Here is a 19,007-nt window from a genome sequence, read left to right as displayed (position 1 = left end):
CCACCCCGCCCGCCCGGGGCGGGGCGGGAGACAGAAAAAGTCAGTCTTGACTGTTTGTTTTGTGGGCGGCACGCTGTCGCTGTGTCCGCCCCCACACGTGTGCCACAACAGGAGCGCAGCCGCGCGACCCAGGCCCGGTTGCTGGAGGCGACCGTCGAGTGCCTGGTCGAGTTCGGCTGGTCCGGCACCACCAGCACGGTCGTCGCCACCCGCGCCGGTGTCTCCCGAGGCGCCCAACTGCACCACTACCCGACCAGGGCGGCGCTGGTGACGGCCGCGGTCGTCCACCTCACCGAGCGGCGGGCAGCGGAGATCCGGGCCGAGGCGGCCCTGCTCCCCGCCGGCCCCGGCCGACTCGACCGGGTGATCGACATGCTCGCCTCCGCGTTCACCGGCCCGCTCTTCGTCGCCGCGCTCGAACTCTGGCTCGCCGCGCGTACGGACGCGGAACTGCGGGACGCGCTGGTGCCGCTGGAGGCCCGGGTGGGGCGGGAGATGCACCGGCTCACCGTCGAACTGCTCGATGCCGACGAGCGGAAACCGGGCGTACGGGAGTCGGTGCAGGCCACCCTCGACCTGCTGCGCGGGCTCGGGGTGGCGAACCTGCTCTCGGACGACTCGGCCCGGCGTACGGCCCTGCTCGGTATCTGGAAACGCCAGCTCGCGACGATGCTGGACGGGTCGGACACCCCGAACACCACAGTGGAGGCGTAGTGGTCGACCTGAGTCAGCTCCTGACCGACCTGGACGAGGAGTCGGCCGAGGTCGACGCCCTGGTCGCCGACCGGCCGGCGGTCGACTGGGCGGAGCCGACCCCGGCTCCGGGCTGGAGCATCGCCCACCAGATCGCCCACCTGGCCTGGACCGACCAGGTGGCGCTGATGGCGGCGACGGACGTACCGGCGTTCTACGCCTCGCTCCAGCACGCGGCCACCGACCCGGGTGGGTTCGTCGACCGGGGCGCGAACGAACTGCTCGACGAGGTGATGGCGACCGCCGCACCCGGTGGCGCGTTGGACCGGGCCGGTGCTCCGGCCGCGTTGCTGCGACGGTGGCGATCCGGACGGGCTGCGCTGGCCACCGCACTCGCCGCCGTGCCGGCCGGAAACAGACTGCCCTGGTACGGCACCCAGATGTCGCCCGCCTCGATGGCGACCGCCCGGATCATGGAAACCTGGGCGCACGGCCAGGACATCGCGGACACGCTCGGACTCAGCCGTACCCCGAGCCGGCGGCTGCGGCACGTGGCATACCTCGGCGTCCGTACCCTCGGGCACAGCTTCGCGGCCCACGGCCGCGCCACGCCCAACGTGCCGGTCCGGGTCGAACTCCGCGCGCCCGACGGCGACGAGTGGGTCTTCGGACCGGCCGACGCCGCCAACCGGGTCGCCGGGCCGGCACTCGACTTCTGCCTGCTGGTCACCCAGCGGCGGCACCGGACCGACCTGGCCCTGGTGGCGACCGGGCAGGTCGCCGACGAGTGGCTGGACGTGGCCCAGGCGTTCGCCGGCCCGCCGGGCCCGGGCCGGGAGCCGGGCAGCGGCCGGGACGCCGCCAGGTCGCGACGGGCCGGGGTCCAACCATGAGTAGGCCCACCGCGCCGGAAGTGCTCCGGGTCGGCAACGCCTCCGGTTTCTACGGTGACCGGTTCAGCGCCTGGCGGGAAATGCTCGACGGCGGGCACCTCGATGTGCTGACCGGCGACTACCTGGCCGAGCTGACCATGCTGATCCTGGGCCGGGACCGGCTGCGGGACCCGGGTCTCGGCTACGCCCGGACGTTCCTGCGCCAGATGGAATCGTGCCTGGGCCTCGCGGTCGAACGCGGGGTGACCATCGTGACGAACGCCGGTGGGCTGAACCCGGCCGGGCTGGCCGAGGCGTTGCGTACGCTCGCCGAGCGGCTGGGCGTGCCGGCCCGGATCGGCTACGTCACCGGTGACGCCGTGGATCGACCGGGCGCGTTGACCGCGAACGCGTACCTGGGGGCGTTCGGCATCGCACGTTGCCTGGCCGGGGGCGCGAACGTCGTGGTGACCGGGCGGGTCACCGACGCGTCCCTGGTCGTCGGCCCGGCGATCGCCCGGTTCGGCTGGTCCCGGGGCGACCTGGACCGGCTCGCCGGGGCGACCGTCGCCGGGCACCTGCTCGAATGTGGAACGCAGGTGACCGGCGGCAACTTCAGCTTCTTCACCGAGTTGCCGGACGGGGGACGTCGGCCCGGATTCCCGATCGCCGAACTGTACGAGGACGGCTCGTCGGTCATCACGAAACATCCCGGTACGGGCGGTGCGGTCACCCCGGAAACCGTCACCGCGCAACTGGTCTACGAGATCGGCGCCCCGGACTACCTCGGCCCGGACGTGGTGACCCGGCTCGACACGGTCTCCCTCTCCGACGACGGCCCCGACCGGGTACGCGTCACCGGCGTGCGGGGTCTGCCGCCGCCGCCGACCCTCAAGGTGGGCGCGAACTCGCTCGGCGGTCACCGCAACAGCGCCACCTTCGTCCTCTGTGGACTTGACATCGAGGCGAAGGCCGAGCTCGTACGAGCCCAACTGGTCGACGCGATCGGCGCGACCGGGTTGGAGTTCACACTCGCCCGTACCGACCACCCGGACGCGGCGGAGACGGAGGCGGCGAGCGCGCTGCTGCGCGTACACCTGCGCGACGCCGACCCGAAGCGGGCCGGACGGGTTTTCTCGGCGGCGGCGGTGGAGCTGGCGCTCGCCTCCTACCCCGGTTGCACGCTCACCGGCGTCCCCGGTGACGCCAGCCCGTACGGCGTCTTCACCGCGAGCGAGCTGCCGCAGTCCGAGGTCACCCAGATCGCGGTCCTCCCTTCCGGCGAACACCTGACCATCCCCGCCCCCACTGTCACCACACCCCCGCAGAAGCATTTGGAAGGGCCCCTTCCTATGCGGAATCCGATAACAGGGGGCCCTTCCTCACCCGTGCCGTTGGGGAGGGTGCTGGGGGCGCGGTCGGGGGACAAGGGCGGGGACGCGAACCTCGGGGTGTGGGGGCGCACCGCCGACGGGTACGCCTGGCTGCGCGGGTGGCTGACCGTCGAGCGGCTGCGGGAGCTGCTGCCGGAAACGGCGGACCTGACCATCGAGCGGTACGAGCTGCCGAACCTGCGGGCGGTGAACTTCGTGATCCGGGGACTGCTCGGCGAGGGGGTGGCCGGGTCGACCCGGTTCGACCCGCAGGCGAAGGCGCTGGGTGAGCTGCTACGGGCCCGGGTGGTCGACGTACCGGCTGCGCTGGTGGCCGCGCCGACGCCCGCGACGGTCTCCTCCGGCGTGTCGTCGGCGGGTCGACGATGAGCCGGGCGGTCGATACGACGGGCGGCGATGTTCGGCCGCACGGGGTCCGTATCGAGATCGGTGAGCCGTTCGTTACGGAGTTGGCGATGGCTCAGACCATCGCCTTCGTCATGGCGGGCCCGCCCGACGCAGAGGTCGAGCGGCTCTCCCGCGACGCCCGCACCACAAGCGACGCCCGCACCACGAGCGACGCTCAGACGACGAGCGACGCCCGCACCATGAGCGGCAACGGTGGCACCACGGAGATCATGAACAGGATCATCGCGAAGGGCATGGGAAACTGACGTGGCCGTTCTGGAGAGCGCGGTGCAGCCGCGACAGTCGGCGTACCAGGAGAACCGGGCGGCGATGCTGGAGCGTCTCGCCGAACTCGACGCCGCGGTGGCGACCGCCCGTGCCGGCGGCGGCGAGAAGTACGTGACCCGCCACCACGCCCGGGGCAAACTGCTGCCCCGGGAGCGGATCGAACTGCTGGTCGACCGGGACTCGCCGGTGCTGGAGTTGTCGCCGGTGGCGGCGTGGGGGACCGACTATCCGGTCGGGGCGAGCGTGGTGACCGCGATCGGGGTGGTCGAGGGTGTCGAGTGTGTGATCGTCGCCAACGACCCGACCGTACGCGGTGGCGCGGTGAACCCGTACACGTTGCGCAAGACCGTACGGGCGGGTGAGATCGCGCTCGCGAACCGGCTCCCGATGATCAATCTGGTGGAGTCGGGCGGAGCGGACCTGCCGAGCCAGGCGGAGATCTTCATCCCCGGCGGGCAGGTGTTCCGCGATCTGACCCGGCTCTCCGCAGCCGGCATTCCGACCGTAGCCGTCGTCTTCGGCAACGCGACCGCTGGTGGCGCGTACGTGCCGGGCATGTCCGACTTCACGATCATGGTCCGGGGCCGGGCGAAGGTCTTCCTCGCCGGACCGCCGCTGGTCAGGATGGCGACCGGCGAGGTGACCGACGACGAGTCGTTGGGCGGGGCGGGGATGCACGCCACCACCTCCGGACTTGCCGACTTTGTCGCCGAGGACGAGCGGGACGGGATCCGCCTGGCCCGGCAGTGCGTACGCCGGCTCAACTGGCGCAAGCACGGCCCGGCGCCCCGGTCGACCATGCCGGCCGAGCCGAAGTACGACCCGGAGGAGCTGCTCGCCATCCCGAGTGCCGACCCGCGCGTGCCGTTCGACCCACATGAGGTGCTGGCCCGGATCCTGGACGGTTCCGAGTTCGACGAGTTCAAACCCGGGTACGGCACCGCCCTGGTGACCGGCTGGGGTGAGCTGCACGGCTATCCGGTCGGGGTGCTGGCCAACGCGCGCGGGGTGCTCTTCTCCGAGGAGGCGCAGAAGGCGACGCAGTTCATCCAGCTCGCCAACACCGCCGGCACTCCCCTGGTCTTCCTCCAGAACACCACCGGTTACATGGTCGGCACCGAGTACGAGCAGCGCGGCATCATCAAACACGGCGCACTGATGATCAACGCGGTGTCGAACTCGTCCGTGCCGCACCTGACGGTGAACCTCGGCGCGTCGTACGGGGCGGGCAACTACGGCATGTGCGGTCGGGCGTACGACCCGAGGTTCCTCTTCACCTGGCCGAACGCGAAATCTGCGGTGATGGGGCCGACCCAGCTCGCCGGGGTGCTGTCGATCGTGGCGAGGCAGGCGGCGGAGGCGAAGGGCCAGCCGTACGACGAGGCACGTGACCAGGCGATGCGCACCATGGTCGAGTCGCAGGTCGAGTCGCAGTCGGCGGCGCTCTTTCTCTCCGGTCGGCTGCTCGACGACGGGGTGATCGACCCCCGGGACACCCGTACCGTGCTCGGGCTCTGCCTTTCCGCGATCCACAGCGGCCCGGTCGGCCCGGTCGGCCCGGTCGGTGCACCGCTCCACGGTGGAGCCCGAAGCGCCGGCTTCGGCGTCTTCCGGATGTGAGGGGACTCGTCATGATTCGCAGGCTGGGGGACTCCTCATGATTCGCAGGCTGCTGGTGGCGAACCGGGGCGAGATCGCCCGACGGATCTTCGCCACCTGCCGGTCGGTCGGCGTCGAGACGGTCGCGGTCTACTCCGACGCGGACGCCGACGCGCCGTACGTGGCCGAGGCGGACTTCGCCGTACGGCTGCCCGGCCAGACCCCGGCGGAGACGTACCTCCGCGCGGACCTGCTCGTCGCGGCGGCCGGACGGTCCGGCGCGGACGCGATCCACCCCGGGTACGGCTTCCTCGCCGAGAACGCCAACTTCGCCACCGCCGTCACCGACGCCGGGCTGACCTGGGTCGGCCCACCGGCCAAGGCGATCGCGGTGATGGGTTCGAAGATCGAGGCGAAAGCGCTGCTCGCCGACGCCGGAGTGCCGATGCTGCCGACCGAAACCGACCCAGACCGGGTCACCGAGTTCCCGGTGCTGGTCAAGGCGTCGGCCGGTGGCGGCGGGCGCGGCATGCGGGTGGTCCGGGACGCGGCCACGCTGACCGAGGCGGTCGCCTCGGCCCGGCGGGAGGCGGCCAACGCGTTCGGCGACGGCACCGTCTTCATCGAGCGGTACGTGGAGCAGGCCCGCCACATCGAGGTGCAGATCTTCGCCGACTCGCACGGCCACATCGTGCCGCTCGGCGAACGGGAATGCTCGATCCAGCGCCGCCACCAGAAGATCATCGAGGAGACGCCGTCGACGGCGGTCAGCGACCAGCTTCGGCCGAGGCTGTTCGAAGCGGCGACGGCGGCGGCCCGCGCGGTCGGCTACCTCGGCGCCGGCACGGTCGAGTTCCTGCTCGCCCCGACCGGTGAGTTCTTCTTCCTGGAGATGAACACCCGACTCCAGGTCGAACACCCGGTCACCGAGGCGGTCACCGGTTTCGACCTGGTCCGCTGGCAGCTCGTCGTCGCCGAGGGCGGCCTGCTGCCCAGCGCGACCGGCTCCGGCGCCTACTCCTCCTCGCTGATCCTCACCACCGGGCACGCGATCGAGGTGCGGCTCTGCGCCGAGGACCCGGCGAACGTGTGGATGCCGGCGACCGGCACCCTGCACCGCTTCGCCGTCCCCGGCGTGGTCACCGAGTTCGAACCGGTGCCGACCGCCGCCGGCCGGGCCGCGCTGCGGCTCGACTCCGGCGTACGCGACGGCTCGACCGTCGGGGTGCACTACGACTCGATGCTGGCGAAACTCGTCGCCTGGGCACCGACCCGGGGCGAGGCGACCCGGCTGCTCGCCAACGCGCTGAGCCGGGCCGAGCTGCACGGCGTACGCACCAACCGTGACCTGCTGGTACGCGTACTCCGGCACCCGGAGTTCCGGGCCGGGGCGATCGACACCGGCTTCCTCGACCGGCACCCGGAACTCTTCGCCCCACTGCTCTCCTCGGTCGAGGCGGTACGCGTCTCCTGCCTCGCCGCCGCGCTCGCCGGTGCAGCCGCCCGCCGCCGGTCCGCCCCGGTGCTGACGAGCCTGCCGTCCGGTTGGCGCAACGTCCCTGCCGGCGCGCAGACCAGCGTCTTCGACGGCCCGTCCGGCCCGGTCGAGGTCGGCTACCGGCTGGACCGGACCGGCGCCCTCGCCACCTGGTGGGTACGCCCCGTCGACCCGGACGAACTCGACCTCGCCGGCCTGCACCCCACCGTCGCCCCGCTGCCCGACGACTCACCGGCGGTGACGATCCTGACCGCCGAACCGGATCGGGTGGTGCTCGACGTCGCCGGGGTACGCGTCGCGTTCGCCGTACACCGGGTCGACTCCGTCTCCTATGTGGACGGCCCGGACGGTTCGGTGACCCTGACCGAACTCCCCCGTTTCCCCGAACCCACCCCGGAGCTGGCCGAAGGTTCCCTGGTCGCCCCGCTTCCCGGCGCCGTCAGCCGCATCCTCGTCGTCACCGGTCAACACGTGGCCGCCGGGGACCTCCTGCTCACCCTCGAAGCGATGAAACTCGAACACCCGGTCCACGCCCCCACCGCCGGCACCGTCACCGAACTCCCGGTGCCCCCCGGCGCCCAGGTCGAAGCCGGCACCGTCCTCGCCGTCGTGGTGTAAGGAAGGGCCCCTTGTTATCGCTTTTTGTATAGGAAGGGCCCCTTCCTAACGCCCCGTCCACCCCCAGCGCACCTCCGGAGGCCCCTCATGGACTTCGACCTCACCCCGGAACAGGAACAGTTGCGCGACGCCGTACGCGCGCTCGGTAACCGGTACGGGCACGAGTACTACGTCAGCAAGGCGAAGGCCGGTGAGCACACCACCGAGCTGTGGCAGGAAGCCGGCCGGCTCGGCTACCTCGGCGTCAACATCCCCGAGGAGTACGGCGGCGGTGGCGGCGGCATCACCGACCTCGCCATCGTCTGCGAGGAACTGGCCGCGACCGGCTCCCCACTGCTGATGATCGTCGTGTCGCCCGCGATCGTCGCCACCATCATCAGCAAGCACGGCACCGAAGAGCAGCGCAAACGCTTCCTGCCACCGATGGCCGACGGCACCCTGAAGATCGCCTTCGCGATCACCGAACCCGAGGCCGGCTCCAACTCGCACAAGCTCGGCACGATCGCCCGCCGGGACGGCGACGACTGGCTGCTCTCCGGGCGGAAGTGCTTCATCTCCGGGGTCGACGACTCGGCGTACGTCCTGGTTGTCGGGCGTACCGAGGATGCCGCCACCGGCAGGCTCAAGCCGGCGCTGTTCCTGGTGCCGACCGACGCCCCGGGTCTGACGAAGTCGAAGCTCGACATGGAGATCCTGTCACCGGAGAGCCAGTGGATGCTCTACCTCGACGACGTGCGGCTCCCCGCCGACGCGCTGGTCGGCGGTGGCGCCGACGTCGGACTCCAGGCGCTCTTCGCCGGGCTGAACCCGGAACGGATCCTGGTCGCCGCGCTCGCCGCCGGCTCCGGCCGCTACGCCATCGAGCGCGCCTCGTCGTACGCCGCCACCCGGAAGGTCTGGGGAGGCCGGACCATCGGCTCCCACCAGGGCATCTCGCACCCGCTCGCGCATGCGGCCGTACAGGTCGAACTGGCCCGGCTGATGATCGCGAAGGCGGCGGCTCTCTACGACGCCGGCCGCGATCTGGAGGCCGGCACCGCCGCGAACATGGCGAAGTACTCAGCGGCCGACGCCGCCGCACTCGCCGTCGACACCGCCATCCAGGTCCACGGCGGCAACGGCATGACCACCGAGTACGGGGTGGCGACCCTGCTCGGCACCGTACGCGCGACCCGGATCGCCCCGGTCAGCCGGGAGATGATCCTCAACTTCGTGGCGCAGCACGTGCTGGGGCAGGAGAAGTCGTACTGACAGAAGGTTGCGGCGCGACGACGATGGCTTGCCGACGTGACGAGGACCATGCCGTACCGGCGGGGGAACGGGACTAGCACCGACCATGGATCGGTTGCCACGTTCGTACTCCACAGGTATTTCGCAGGTTCAGGCAGAGGGAGCAGGTCAGATGAAGACATCTGTCGTCGTCGGTGGAAGCAACGGGCTGGGGCGGGCGATCGCCGAGCATTTCGCGGCCCCTGGGGACGCGGTCGTCATCACGAGCCGGGACAAGGCGCGGGCCGAGGCTGTGGCCGCCGAGATCGGCGGTAACACCCGAGGGCTGGCCGTCGACCTGGCCGAGCCGGCCACCATCGCCGCCGCGCTCGGTGAGATCACGGAGGTCGACCACCTCGTCCTCACCTCGACGAACCAGGCCACCAACACGCTCGAGAATTTCGACCTGGACGCGGCGGTCACGTCGTTGACCATCAAGCTGGTCGGCTACGCCGAGACGGTACGGGTCCTGCGTGACCGTTTCCGCCCCGGAGCGTCAGTGGTGTTCTTCGGCGGCTTGGCGAAGGAACGCCCGTACCCGGGGTCCACGATGGTCACCACCCACAACGCGGGCCTCACCGGCCTGGTGAAGTCGCTGGCGGTCGAGATCGCCCCGTACCGGGTCAACGTCGTGCACCCGGGCATCGTCGGCGACAGCCCGAAGTGGCGCGACCTGGCCGACCACCCGCACCGCGCCCGGACCCCGATCGGTCGGCTGGTGACGATGGCCGAGGTCGTCGACGCGACCGACTTCCTGCTGCGCAACACCGGTGTCAACGCCCAGGAACTGTTCATCGAGGGCGGCGTCCTGACCCTCTGACCCCTACGCCGAAGGCCGCGCGGGCGGCCGGTTCAACCGACCGCCCGCGCGACTGACCCACCAAGCCTCAGAGGGTGCCGAGCACCGCGAACGGGTCGGCGCCGGTGCCGCTGTCGACGGCGGCGATCCGCCGACGCAGGGTGAACGTCTCGCCCGGGGCGAGGGTCACCTTGCGCTGGCTCATCACCCAGTTGTAGGCGGCGTAGGCGATGAAGTCGCCCTCGGAGTAGAGCAGGCCGTAGGTCTGCCGGTCGGTGCCGGTCATGCCGATCCACGGCGCGGTCGGCGGATAGTCAGCAGGGTCGGTGGCCTCGATCGTCCCGTGCCCCGCGACACCACTGCGCTGGCCGGCACCGTCGTAGTCCATCGCGTCACCGGCCCAGAAGGTGCACGGCGCCGCGCCACGGTTGGTGAAGGCACTCTCGGCCATCACCCACGGCTCGTTCGGCCTAATCATGTACGTCGTGATCACCTCAAGGTCGGCAACCGTGGTGCTGGCGCCGGTCGCCCGTACCGTCGCGACCGGGCCACTCGCGGAGAGCACCTCGATCGCGGTGGAGCGTACGGTCCGCTGCTGCCACGCGTTCGCGCCGCGCGGCTGGGTCAGGGAGGCGTACGGCAGGTTGATCCAGTCGAGCTGGTCGAGGCGGCCGACGGCAGCCATGTCGAGCGGCTTGCCGAGGGCGACCGGGGTCAGTTGCGAGTCGTCCGTACCGGCGGAGACGGCGAGCGCCACCAGCTCGTTGCTGAGCACGATGTCGGAGGTCGCCGCAGACGCCTGCGGACCGGGCACGGTGCGCCCGGTGCCGGCCCGGGTCGCCGCGCGGTCCAGCCGCAGGTCAAGCTTGGTCTGCGTACCGTCGACAACCGTCACCGTACGGGTCACCGGCTCGTAGCCGACCCCGTTGACCGCGACGGTGTAGTTGCCGGGCGGCGCGAACGCGAGGACCTCGCCGGACGGGTCGGTGGTGCTCGACACCAGGCGGCTGCCGTCCTCCCGGGTCACCGTCACCTCGACGTTCGGCAGGGCCACACCGGTCACCGCGTCGGTGACCCGGCCGACGATGCCGTCGCCGTCGTCGATCCGATGCGCGCCGGGCTTGCCGTCGCGGACCGCGAAGGCCGCGATCGTGTACGCGGGTGAGGCGGCGTCACGCGCGTCGAGCACGATGCGCAGGTCGGCCCGCCAACGCTTCTCGTTGACGTCGCAGATCACGTAGCCCCGGTAGCTGCCGTTGTAGAACTTGACGTGCGGGTTCGCGGCGAGGCCGGCCCGTACGTCCGGGTCCCAGCTCGCACCCGACGAGATCGACGTGCCGACGAACTCGCTGGCGACGACCATGGCGCGCGGGTCGTCAAAGTCGGTTTTCAGGTCGTTGACCCAGTGGGTGTGCCAGTCACCACCGAGCACGATCGGGTTGCCGATCTGGTGCTTCACGATGTGGTTGAGGATGCGGTTGCGGGCCAGCGGGTAACCGTCCCACTGGTCCAGGTTGACGATCTTCGTCGGGCCGAGGTCGTAGTCGAACTGGGCCATGATCGTCTGCTGGGCGATGACGTTCCACTGCGCCTCGGACTCGCGCAGCCCACGGAGCAGCCACTGCTCCTGCTTGGGGCCGGTCATCGTCCGCTCCGGGTCGAAGACCTCACCGGTCGGTTCCTTGCGCCCGTCACCGAGCGCCTGGTCGGTGCGGTACTGCCGGGTGTCGAGCACGCTGAACTGGGCCAGCTTGCCGAAGTCGAAGCGGCGGTACATCAGCATGTCGGCGCCGTCCGGCCGGTGCATGGGGCGCAGCGGCAGGTGCTCGTAGTACGCCTGGTAGCCGTTGGCCCGACGCTCCAGGAACGGCCGCCCGTCACCGGCGCCCCCGGCGACGTCACCGGCGTAGTTGTTCTGCACCTCGTGGTCGTCCCAGGTCATGATGAACGGGAACCGGGCGTGCGCGGCCCGCAGGTCGGGCGAGGTCTTGTAGAGGGCGTGCAGCCGACGGAACTCGGTCAAACTGCCGTTGGTGGTCTCGTAGATGTAGTCGCCGAGGTGCACGACAAAGTCGAGTTCCTGGGTGGCCATGTCCCGGTAGGCCGGGTAGGGGCCGCCGACCCACGACTGGCAGGACGCGAAGGCGAACCGCATGTGCGTGACGTCCGCCCCTGGCGCCGGGAACGTCCGGGTGCGCCCGACGCGGCTGTAGACGCCGTTGGCCTCGAAGCGGTACCAGTACCAGCGGTCCGGCGCGAGATCGTTGACCAGGATGTGTACGGAGTGCGCCGACGCCGGGTCGGTGGTCCGCTTGCCGACCTGCACGATGCGCCGGAACTCCGGGTCGGTGGCGATCTCGTAGCTCACCTTGACCGGCTCCGCCGGCATGCCACCATCGGTGGTGTTGAGCGGGTCCGCCACCAGCCGGGTCCAGATCACCACGCTCTGGTGGTCGGGCTCACCCGAGGCCACCCCGAGGGTGAACGGCGCCGGGTCAAGTTCGTCCGCGTACGCCGGAGGAAGTTGCGCGATCAGTTGGCTCACGGCGACCGCGCCCGCGGTCCCTCCAGCCAGGGTTAGGAAATGTCGACGGCTGATCGAAAAAGCGTCCGACACTGACACACCTGCTTCGCTAGGCACGGGGGTTGTGCCGACCCACACTGGTCACCCCGCCTGCCCAGTGCCTGAAGCCCGCGTTACGTCAGGCGGTACGGCGAGTGGCAAGATCAGCGACCGCGTATGCGCCGCAGGACGCGTCCGTCGGGTTAGCGTCCACTGGTGACGACACCCGCGGACGACTACATTGCCTCGTTGCCGCGCAAGCGGATGAGCTCAGCCGTGCTGTTCCGTGATCCGGATGGTGATCGGATTCTGCTGGTGGAGCCGGTGTACAAGGACGACTGGGAACTGCCTGGGGGCGCGATCGAGGCTGACGAGTCGCCGTACCAGGCCGCAATCCGGGAGCTGACCGAGGAGTTGGGCCTGTCGGTGACGCCCGGCCGGCTGCTGGTGGTCGACTGGGTCCCGCCAAAGCCAGGGCGCACCGACGGGGTCATGTTCGTCTACGACGGCGGCCAACTCGACCCGGCCCGTACGTCACAGATCACGCTGCCTGCCGACGAACTCCGCAGTTGGGCCTGGTCGACACCGGACGAAGCCGAGCGCCGCCTCTCCCCCCTGCTCGCCCGCCGAGCCGCCGCCGCCCTGCTCGCCGTTACACAGGGAACAACCCTGTACCTGGAAGACGGGAACCCCATCGTCTGAGGTTGTCACCTGAAGCCATGCGGTTGCGGGTCGGTAGACCGCTCAGGAAGTCGTATCCACCCACACCCCATTTAGGCGGGCTCGCCCGATTCCGAGCCAGAATCCTCGGGCTCGACCCGCCCAGCCGCGAAGTGACCTGGGCCCTCCGTCCGCGTCACCCCAGTCGAATTCCTCTTCCACCACGCTAACGCGCTCGCATACTCTCGATCTTCCGCGTACATGATCAAATAGCCAGGCAAGGCGGTCAGCTGCCATCCATGAGGCAGGGCTCGGATTAGATGCTCTATCAGATCCGTTGCGACCATGGGTTCATCAGGAATCGAAACAGTTGTGTCGCGGTAGATTTTCTTGGCGGCTACGCCATTGTCGAAACGCAACAGATAGGGGAGCTCACGCTTGGCGACTTCCAGAGCCGCCGCCACTGGTTGTGACCCAGGCTCCAAGGACAACCGATACCCAAGGTCAATGGGGTAGGTGGCGTCGAAGTGCACCTTCTTGACCAGGCTCGTGTCCCGGTTCCGCCCCGGGTCCTTGTTCCCGAACCCGTTGGTGTTCCATGGGATACTGTCGTGCGCCCGGTATTTCTTGATCAATAGCTTTTCCGGTGCAGCCGCGTCCAGATCCTCATCGACATAGACGCACACGAACCGTACGTCATTCAGATCGATACCACTACGGCCAGAAATCTTCTGGTAATGCTGACTCAGCCGATCCTGCAGAGACCTAGCCGCTTTACCCACGTACACACGTTCCCCGTCAAGGAAGAGCACGTACACACCTGGTCGTGGCATAACTGTGCTGATGTGCTCGGGAGTGAGTGGCGCCGCCTCCAATGGGGCCAGCGTCGTGGCCAACTGATCCGCCAACGCTCGGGTGATACTGAGCCTGAACTCCGCCGTCCACCGGTTCGCCACTGTCGCTACCCTCCGAGCAACCAACCTCACGTGAGCTGCAGTGTGGCAGAAGTCTCGCTCTTGACCAACATGACGGTGACTCAATCCCGGCCCCCCGTAACCCGGTCGGCTAGGGTACTGGCCGGCCGTCGTTCGGCTCACCACCGGCGGTTGCTCCAGAGAGGTCGGGCCGTGAACACGTTGGACCTGGAGTCCGAGGACGGCCTCAGGCTAGAGGCGGCGGTCCATCCCGCAGTGGGACCAGCCCGACTTGGGGCGGTCGTTGTCGCGCATGACATCGGCCTTGACATGGATCAGGGGGGCATGTTCATGCGCCTCGCCGAACGGTTGACGGACGTCGGGTTCGACGTGGTCCGCTTCTCGTTCCGCGGGCACGGTGGCAGTGAGGGCGCGGAGCGTGACGTCACGCTTGAGGGTACGAGCCTTGACCTACAGGCCGCTATCGAGGCCGCCATGGCCCACTACTCCGGGCCCATATCGATCGTGGCAGCCGGTTTTGGAGCGGCTCCCGTCGGAGTATTACTACCGCAGCTCGACCCACGGTTACATGGCCTAGTGCTGTGGAACCCCATGCTCGACCTGCTACACACCTTCGTTGAGCCCCGGCAGGCGTGGGGCCTCAATAACTTCGGCCCAGAAGCCCTGCGGCGGCTTGAGCGTGATGACTTCATACTGGTCGATGGCGAGTTTGAGTTTGGCCGGGCGCTCTTCGAGGAGATGAGCGTGCATGAACCAACCCGTTGGTTCGTGCAGAGTTCCGTGCCTAGCCTCGTCGTGCAGAGCGAGCGGGACGCCTGGGTCGCCCACGATGCCGTTAGGTCCATCGCGGCTTCGCGACCAGCCTGCGAGTTCCACTCGGTCCACGGCTCAGACCATGGTTTCGAGTCGAGGCCACACGAGGACGAGGTACTCACCGTTACCGCACGCTGGCTAACCACACTTCACTCTGCCCCAGGCGGCATCCCCTCGGCGCCGGTCTAGGCCTGCCGCTCGCGCCGCCCGACCCACTTTGGGTCTTTCGCCTCACTGACTGCCTGGATCTCGGACCGCGCAGGTCAAGGGATGTCGGCATCACTGTGTCAACGCGAGTCAGGACTTCCATGATCGCAAACTCCGCGGTATGGTTTACCGATGGTCGACCAGGAGGAACTTCCCGTCGAGGTGGGGACGAGCGTCGAGCTGTTTTCGGGGGGCGGTGGACTCGCGCTAGCGATGCACGAGGCGGGCTTTCGTCACCTACTCGTGAACGAGTTCGCCAAGCGGGCCTGTGAGACATTGCTCGGGAATCGTGCGGTTGTACGCAAGGGTGAGGATCACCTTCCCGAGGAGATCGGCGACGCCTGGCCCCTCGTCGAGGGGGACGTCAGGGCTGTGGACTTCACCTATCTCGGGCATGTCGACGCCGTCGCCGGCGGCCCGCCCTGCCAGCCCTTCAGCCTCGGCGGCGCACACAAGGGCACCGAAGACTCACGGAACATGTTCCCGGAGCTCTTCCGTGTAGTCCGGGAGACCCGGCCAAAGGCTGTCATCTGCGAGAATGTTCGCGGCCTGCTGCGACCGTCCTTCATGCCGTACTTCACCTACATCCTGCGTGAGCTCGCCCTCCCGTTCGAGGAACGGGTTGACGGTACGACGTGGGAGGAACACGACGCGCGCCTACAGGTCCGCGATCGAGAGGTGGCGGCCGACTCCGACCAGCGGTATGTGGTTGTTCCCATGCCGGTCAACGCCGCCGACTTCGGGGTCCCACAGGTCCGCAACCGCGTCATCATCGTCGCCTTTCGCGCGGACCTAGGAATAACTGAGGAAATCTGGCGACAGAGGTTCATGCCCCGGCCGTCCCACTCCCAGGTCGCCCTCATTCGCGACCAGTGGAGCGGCACCTACTGGGAGCGCCACCAGGTCAAGGCCTCCACTAGGAAGTCGTTCATGGAGTCCATGCCAACTGCGATGCCCCTGGATGACGGACTCCGGCCATGGCGGACGCTTCGAGACGCGCTTTACGACAACCCCGATCGACCACATGAGCGGCCGCTCCCCAAGGACGTCTTTAACGGTGAGGAGCACCCAAGCGGCAAGTGGCTCCACCACGTCGGGTGGCCTGGCGCCCGAATCTACACCGGACACACACCTAACCTGTTGGACCGCCCCGCGAAAACAGTGAAGGCTGGCGTCCATGGTGTCCCGGGCGGGGAGTCCGTAATCATGTTGGACAGCGGCGACCATCGCTACATGACCGTCCGGGAAACCGCGCGGGTGATGACCTTCCCTGATCAGTGGCGGCTCCATGGGCCACGAGGGGAGCAAATGCGACAGTTGGGGAACGCGGTGCCAGTAGCGCTAGGCAAGGTCGTCGCCGAAGCCGTCGCGAAGGCGCTCGCCTGGGCCACACCCTCGACCACTGCCACTCAAGCAGATAGGGACGAACGTGTCCGCCACCTGGAACGAGGCAACGCCGCCTAACGGAGCTTGGCGCCCGCGCAGCGGTACGAAACCCGCCACGCGTACTGCCGAGCAGGATAAGGCCGCAGGCGGGCGCGAGTGGCGCAGGCTGCCGCTTGCCGACGGCAGGACAGCACGCGCCTCGATGTCACTGCGACTCTACAGACGCACCCGACGCATCCGGGCGTATCTGCGCTGGTCTGATCAGGGCGTTACGCAGGAACGATACGTGGGCGAGGTCACGCAGGCCACAAGAGCTGAGAACCTACAGGAAGCATGGCGTAAGGCCCACGCCACGGGCATGCTAAGTCCACCGATGAGGGCTAACAAGCCGACAGCCGACCCGACCCGGGAGTCTTGGGCCTCGTCTCTGGCGACGCGGGCAGTTATGCGTTCGAACCGAAGCCGGGACACGAAGCCGGAGCTTCTCTTGCGGTCACGACTCCATGCAATGGGGCTCAGGTATCGGGTGAATTATCGCCCTATGTCGGGGCTCCGCCGTACGGCTGATCTCGTCTTCAGCACCGCCCGTGTTGCCGTCTTCGTCGATGGCTGCTATTGGCACGGATGCCCCGAGCACCACAGGCCAGCCCGAACGAACAGCGACTTCTGGCGCACCAAGATCGATCGGAACAAACAACGTGACGCCGAGACAGATCGGCTCCTCGCTGAGTCTGGGTGGCGCGTCATCAGGATCTGGGAGCACGTCGCTCCTGATGACGCCGCTCAGGCAGTTGCGGAGGTCATACGATCGCGCCAGCGATAGCCGTCGTGGCTGACAATCACCTCGTCTCCTTGAGGGTTACGACGCTTGACTCAATGGCATATGCTGTCGCGGGCATAGGCGCACCCGAACTAGAAACAGTTCCGAGAATCTACCGCGCCTTCAAGATGTGCACGGCCATCTAGATGTCACTGAGGCGGCTACCAGGTCAGGCTGGCGCACCCTTACAGCTGAAAACTGTGGCCGTCAGGCGGCCCGGGACAGAAAATGTGTGGCGAGGAGCCGAGATGACGTCATTCGATGCCGCAAGGCCTCAAAAACCCGTAGGCTCCCCAGCGCAAGAGCGAGGACGTATCACATCCTACGCTGACACCTTTGCGCTCGACCTACACAAGGCATTATTGGAACAGCTCCCTCAAGCACTGGACTCCCTCGCCCCAGTCCCTCTCACGGAAGAGAATATCGGCGACCTGGGAACCGAGCATGGGGTTTACCAGCTTTTCCACGCAGGGCAGCCGGTCTACATTGGTAAATCTCAAAAGACGCTAGCCGCCCGACTAGATTCACATCGGCGACGCTGCCGCGGACGGGTTGGCATCGATGTAGCAGACATGTCCTTCCGATGCCTCTACGTTGATAAGTTTGTGGACGCGACATCACCGGAGTCAGTACTAATTGCACAGTATCGAGCGTCCGGGCGGGCCCCCTGGAACTTTGTTGAAGGGTTTGCATCGAACGACCCCGGACGCGGCCGGGGTTCGGGTGCGCCCGGGAGTTGGCTCATCGATCGTCCTGTCGATCACACCGTACCGCTTCGGATCTCAGGAGCTGGGGCTCCTATGCCCGTGAAACAGGCATTAGATCACCTGAAGGAAGCCGTACCGTTCGACTTGTTCCGCTATGCGTCGAACCTGAGCAAGGATCTCAAAGATAAGGCAAGCCTGGTGGACTACGAAGGCCGCGAGGTAACCCTTGAGCCTGGCGATGTGTCGTTGATGTCGCATCTACGCCAGATCATCGATCGACTTCCGTTAGGCTGGCAAGCGACAGTCCAGCCACAGGGCGTGATCGTATACAGAGAAAACGTTGACTATTCCTACGCCATTGACGGCTGGCGCAAGGACGAAGTCGGCGTAATTCCAGTTCCGCGCGGCATGGCTCTACCCGCCCCCCGTGACCAACCTCGCAACGACACGCCAATTGCCAGTGCCAGACGCAGGACGGGCCGTTAGTCGAAGTTCGAGGCGAAATCGCTTCGCAGCGCGTTGGCTCCCGCTCAATTTTAAAGGCTGCATGCGACACAGATACCCTTACCCCGGTGTCCCTCAAGCTGCCGCGTGCTCGGTATCCGGTCACCGGGCTTGAACGCGCCGCTGTTGATCTGATTGGCGATGTCATTGGAGATCTGTTGGTACAGGGACGCGGGCATACCTCGCTCCCTCGATCGACAGCGTCCACACTGTGCAGGAGGAAGGCTCACCTTAAGGACAACCTCCGACAGTCTCCGGGGCGGAGGTGGCGATCTCGTTGCCTCTTTGGACGCGTCTACTTGCGCTGCGCGGCGTACACCCCGACGCCTTCGAGCGTCTCGATGAGGCCAGTGGCGCGCAGGAGCATCATCGCCTTGCCGACGACGGTGTCAGAGACGCCGTACTGCTTGCAGAGCTGAGACCGGCTGGGCAACTTCGTCCCGGCCGACCACTCACCTGACTCGATCTTCGCTCGCAGCTCGTCGGCGACCACCTGGTACTGCTGCCTGGGCATACAACGCTCCCCGGGTAGAGATACCTGAACCCACCGGCCCCAGTCTCAGAGCCGGACGTCAGTCCACCATCGACTGCTACGGGCCAGCAGAGCCGCTATTTCTTCTCGGCAACGAAGACTCCGACGCCGTGGGTGCTCTCTACCAGGCCCTCGGTACGCAGCGCGTGCATGGCGTACCGGACCACGCCGTCCCCGACGTTGTGCTCGGCCTTGAGCTGTGCGGTCGACGGCAGTTGATCGCCAGGCTTCAGGACTCCGGTCCGGATCTGTTCGCGGATGTGATCAGCGAGCTTTTCCCACTTCGTTGCAGGCACGGGCACTCCTCGGTCTCCACCAAACATGAGATCACGAGGGAGTTGAGGCAGCAAGTTCCAGGTACAGCGAACTAGTTCCCTTGACTTAAGCGAACTAGTTCGCTTAGCTTCCCTGATGCAAGGTCTCCCCGGTCTCCAACCTTTGGTCACCTCGCACGGTCGGGACG

17 protein-coding genes and 1 pseudogene are annotated in these 19,007 nt (G+C 67.8%); 14 read left to right on the top strand and 4 right to left on the bottom strand.

Annotation, left to right across the window (positions count from 1 at the left end; genetic code table 11):
* Window positions 1-81 precede the first annotated feature (81 nt).
* The 8 genes from BDK92_RS19545 to BDK92_RS19510 all read left to right on the top strand — a co-directional run bounded on the left by BDK92_RS19545 (window position 82) and on the right by BDK92_RS19510 (window position 9,438).
* Window positions 82-714, top strand: a complete 633-nt coding sequence (locus tag BDK92_RS19545; RefSeq protein WP_121158002.1) for a TetR/AcrR family transcriptional regulator — start codon at window positions 82-84, stop codon at window positions 712-714.
* Window positions 714-1,586 (top strand): TIGR03084 family metal-binding protein, encoded by an 873-nt coding sequence (locus BDK92_RS19540; RefSeq protein ID WP_121158001.1) that lies wholly within the window; start codon window positions 714-716, stop codon window positions 1,584-1,586. Before BDK92_RS19545 ends, BDK92_RS19540 begins: the two co-directional genes overlap by 1 nt.
* Entirely contained in the window at window positions 1,583-3,328 is a 1,746-nt protein-coding gene (locus BDK92_RS19535) for an acyclic terpene utilization AtuA family protein (protein ID WP_121158000.1), read from the top strand. Before BDK92_RS19540 ends, BDK92_RS19535 begins: the two co-directional genes overlap by 4 nt.
* Window positions 3,325-3,612 carry a hypothetical protein gene (locus BDK92_RS19530; protein WP_121157999.1) on the top strand — a complete coding sequence of 96 codons (288 nt, stop codon included), beginning with the start codon at window positions 3,325-3,327 and terminating at the stop codon, window positions 3,610-3,612. The genes BDK92_RS19535 and BDK92_RS19530 overlap by 4 nt, the downstream gene beginning before the upstream one ends.
* A gap of 64 nt (window positions 3,613-3,676) precedes the next feature.
* Window positions 3,677-5,254: an acyl-CoA carboxylase subunit beta gene (locus tag BDK92_RS19525; protein ID WP_425462312.1), complete on the top strand. Its 1,578-nt coding sequence runs from the start codon at window positions 3,677-3,679 to the stop codon at window positions 5,252-5,254.
* 37 nt (window positions 5,255-5,291) lie between these two features.
* Window positions 5,292-7,349 carry an ATP-binding protein gene (locus BDK92_RS19520; RefSeq protein WP_121157997.1) on the top strand — a complete coding sequence of 686 codons (2,058 nt, stop codon included), beginning with the start codon at window positions 5,292-5,294 and terminating at the stop codon, window positions 7,347-7,349.
* 87 nt (window positions 7,350-7,436) lie between these two features.
* Entirely contained in the window at window positions 7,437-8,600 is a 1,164-nt protein-coding gene (locus BDK92_RS19515; RefSeq protein WP_121157996.1) for an acyl-CoA dehydrogenase family protein, read from the top strand.
* Window positions 8,601-8,751: 151 nt separating this feature from the next.
* Window positions 8,752-9,438, top strand: coding sequence for an SDR family NAD(P)-dependent oxidoreductase (locus tag BDK92_RS19510; RefSeq protein WP_121157995.1), 687 nt, complete (start codon window positions 8,752-8,754; stop codon window positions 9,436-9,438).
* A 67-nt stretch (window positions 9,439-9,505) separates the two neighbouring features.
* Here the strand turns inward: BDK92_RS19510 and BDK92_RS19505 are convergent, their stop codons facing one another.
* On the bottom strand, window positions 9,506-11,962 hold the full coding sequence (locus BDK92_RS19505; protein ID WP_121157994.1) for an alkaline phosphatase D family protein: 2,457 nt from the start codon (window positions 11,960-11,962) through the stop codon (window positions 9,506-9,508).
* A 234-nt stretch (window positions 11,963-12,196) separates the two neighbouring features.
* Between BDK92_RS19505 and BDK92_RS19500 the strand changes: the two genes are divergently transcribed.
* Window positions 12,197-12,682 (top strand): NUDIX domain-containing protein, encoded by a 486-nt coding sequence (locus BDK92_RS19500; RefSeq protein WP_342775832.1) that lies wholly within the window; start codon window positions 12,197-12,199, stop codon window positions 12,680-12,682.
* Window positions 12,683-12,753: 71 nt separating this feature from the next.
* Here the strand turns inward: BDK92_RS19500 and BDK92_RS19495 are convergent, their stop codons facing one another.
* Complete coding sequence (locus tag BDK92_RS19495) at window positions 12,754-13,452, bottom strand: Eco29kI family restriction endonuclease (RefSeq protein WP_170208621.1); 699 nt, start codon at window positions 13,450-13,452, stop codon at window positions 12,754-12,756.
* Between the two features lie 315 nt (window positions 13,453-13,767).
* On the opposite strand from BDK92_RS19495, the gene BDK92_RS19490 reads away from it, so the two are divergent.
* The 5 genes and pseudogenes from BDK92_RS19490 to BDK92_RS40395 all read left to right on the top strand — a co-directional run bounded on the left by BDK92_RS19490 (window position 13,768) and on the right by BDK92_RS40395 (window position 17,994).
* Entirely contained in the window at window positions 13,768-14,577 is an 810-nt protein-coding gene (locus tag BDK92_RS19490) for an alpha/beta hydrolase (RefSeq protein WP_121157991.1), read from the top strand.
* Window positions 14,578-14,727: 150 nt separating this feature from the next.
* Window positions 14,728-16,059 carry a DNA cytosine methyltransferase gene (locus BDK92_RS19485; protein ID WP_121157990.1) on the top strand — a complete coding sequence of 444 codons (1,332 nt, stop codon included), beginning with the start codon at window positions 14,728-14,730 and terminating at the stop codon, window positions 16,057-16,059.
* 124 nt (window positions 16,060-16,183) lie between these two features.
* Window positions 16,184-16,804 (top strand): very short patch repair endonuclease, encoded by a 621-nt coding sequence (locus BDK92_RS41015; RefSeq protein ID WP_342775831.1) that lies wholly within the window; start codon window positions 16,184-16,186, stop codon window positions 16,802-16,804.
* A 143-nt stretch (window positions 16,805-16,947) separates the two neighbouring features.
* Window positions 16,948-17,529: pseudogene (locus BDK92_RS41205) on the top strand (Eco29kI family restriction endonuclease); the annotation flags it as partial.
* Between the two features lie 72 nt (window positions 17,530-17,601).
* Window positions 17,602-17,994 carry a hypothetical protein gene (locus BDK92_RS40395; RefSeq protein ID WP_246017133.1) on the top strand — a complete coding sequence of 131 codons (393 nt, stop codon included), beginning with the start codon at window positions 17,602-17,604 and terminating at the stop codon, window positions 17,992-17,994.
* Between the two features lie 313 nt (window positions 17,995-18,307).
* On the opposite strand, the gene BDK92_RS19465 is transcribed toward BDK92_RS40395, so the two are convergent.
* Both BDK92_RS19465 and BDK92_RS19460 read right to left on the bottom strand, forming a co-directional pair.
* The gene (locus BDK92_RS19465) at window positions 18,308-18,526 is read right to left on the bottom strand and encodes a winged helix-turn-helix domain-containing protein (RefSeq protein ID WP_121157987.1); all 219 of its coding nucleotides are present in this window, start codon (window positions 18,524-18,526) and stop codon (window positions 18,308-18,310) included.
* Between the two features lie 95 nt (window positions 18,527-18,621).
* Entirely contained in the window at window positions 18,622-18,867 is a 246-nt protein-coding gene (locus BDK92_RS19460) for a winged helix-turn-helix domain-containing protein (protein WP_121157986.1), read from the bottom strand.
* Between the last annotated feature and the right edge of the window lie 140 nt (window positions 18,868-19,007).

It is taken from the genome of Micromonospora pisi, assembly GCF_003633685.1.
Classification (GTDB): domain Bacteria; phylum Actinomycetota; class Actinomycetes; order Mycobacteriales; family Micromonosporaceae; genus Micromonospora_G; species Micromonospora_G pisi.
Note: the sequence above shows the minus strand (reverse complement) of the source record. Positions and strands in the feature narration are given on the sequence as shown.

Excerpts from the sequence above, each read along its gene's own strand:
- BDK92_RS19535 (WP_121158000.1), top strand. The coding sequence starts at position 1,583 with ATGAGTAGGCCCACCGCGCCGGAAGTGCTCCGGGTCGGCAACGCCTCC.
- BDK92_RS19515 (WP_121157996.1), top strand. The coding sequence starts at position 7,437 with ATGGACTTCGACCTCACCCCGGAACAGGAACAGTTGCGCGACGCCGTA.
- BDK92_RS19525 (WP_425462312.1), top strand. The coding sequence starts at position 3,677 with ATGCTGGAGCGTCTCGCCGAACTCGACGCCGCGGTGGCGACCGCCCGT.
- BDK92_RS19530 (WP_121157999.1), top strand. The coding sequence starts at position 3,325 with ATGAGCCGGGCGGTCGATACGACGGGCGGCGATGTTCGGCCGCACGGG.
- BDK92_RS19520 (WP_121157997.1), top strand. The coding sequence starts at position 5,292 with ATGATTCGCAGGCTGCTGGTGGCGAACCGGGGCGAGATCGCCCGACGG.
- BDK92_RS40395 (WP_246017133.1), top strand. The coding sequence starts at position 17,602 with ATGCCCGTGAAACAGGCATTAGATCACCTGAAGGAAGCCGTACCGTTC.
- BDK92_RS41015 (WP_342775831.1), top strand. The coding sequence starts at position 16,184 with ATGTCACTGCGACTCTACAGACGCACCCGACGCATCCGGGCGTATCTG.
- BDK92_RS19510 (WP_121157995.1), top strand. The coding sequence starts at position 8,752 with ATGAAGACATCTGTCGTCGTCGGTGGAAGCAACGGGCTGGGGCGGGCG.
- BDK92_RS19460 (WP_121157986.1), bottom strand. The coding sequence starts at position 18,867 with ATGTTTGGTGGAGACCGAGGAGTGCCCGTGCCTGCAACGAAGTGGGAA.
- BDK92_RS19465 (WP_121157987.1), bottom strand. The coding sequence starts at position 18,526 with ATGCCCAGGCAGCAGTACCAGGTGGTCGCCGACGAGCTGCGAGCGAAG.
- BDK92_RS19485 (WP_121157990.1), top strand. The coding sequence starts at position 14,728 with ATGGTCGACCAGGAGGAACTTCCCGTCGAGGTGGGGACGAGCGTCGAG.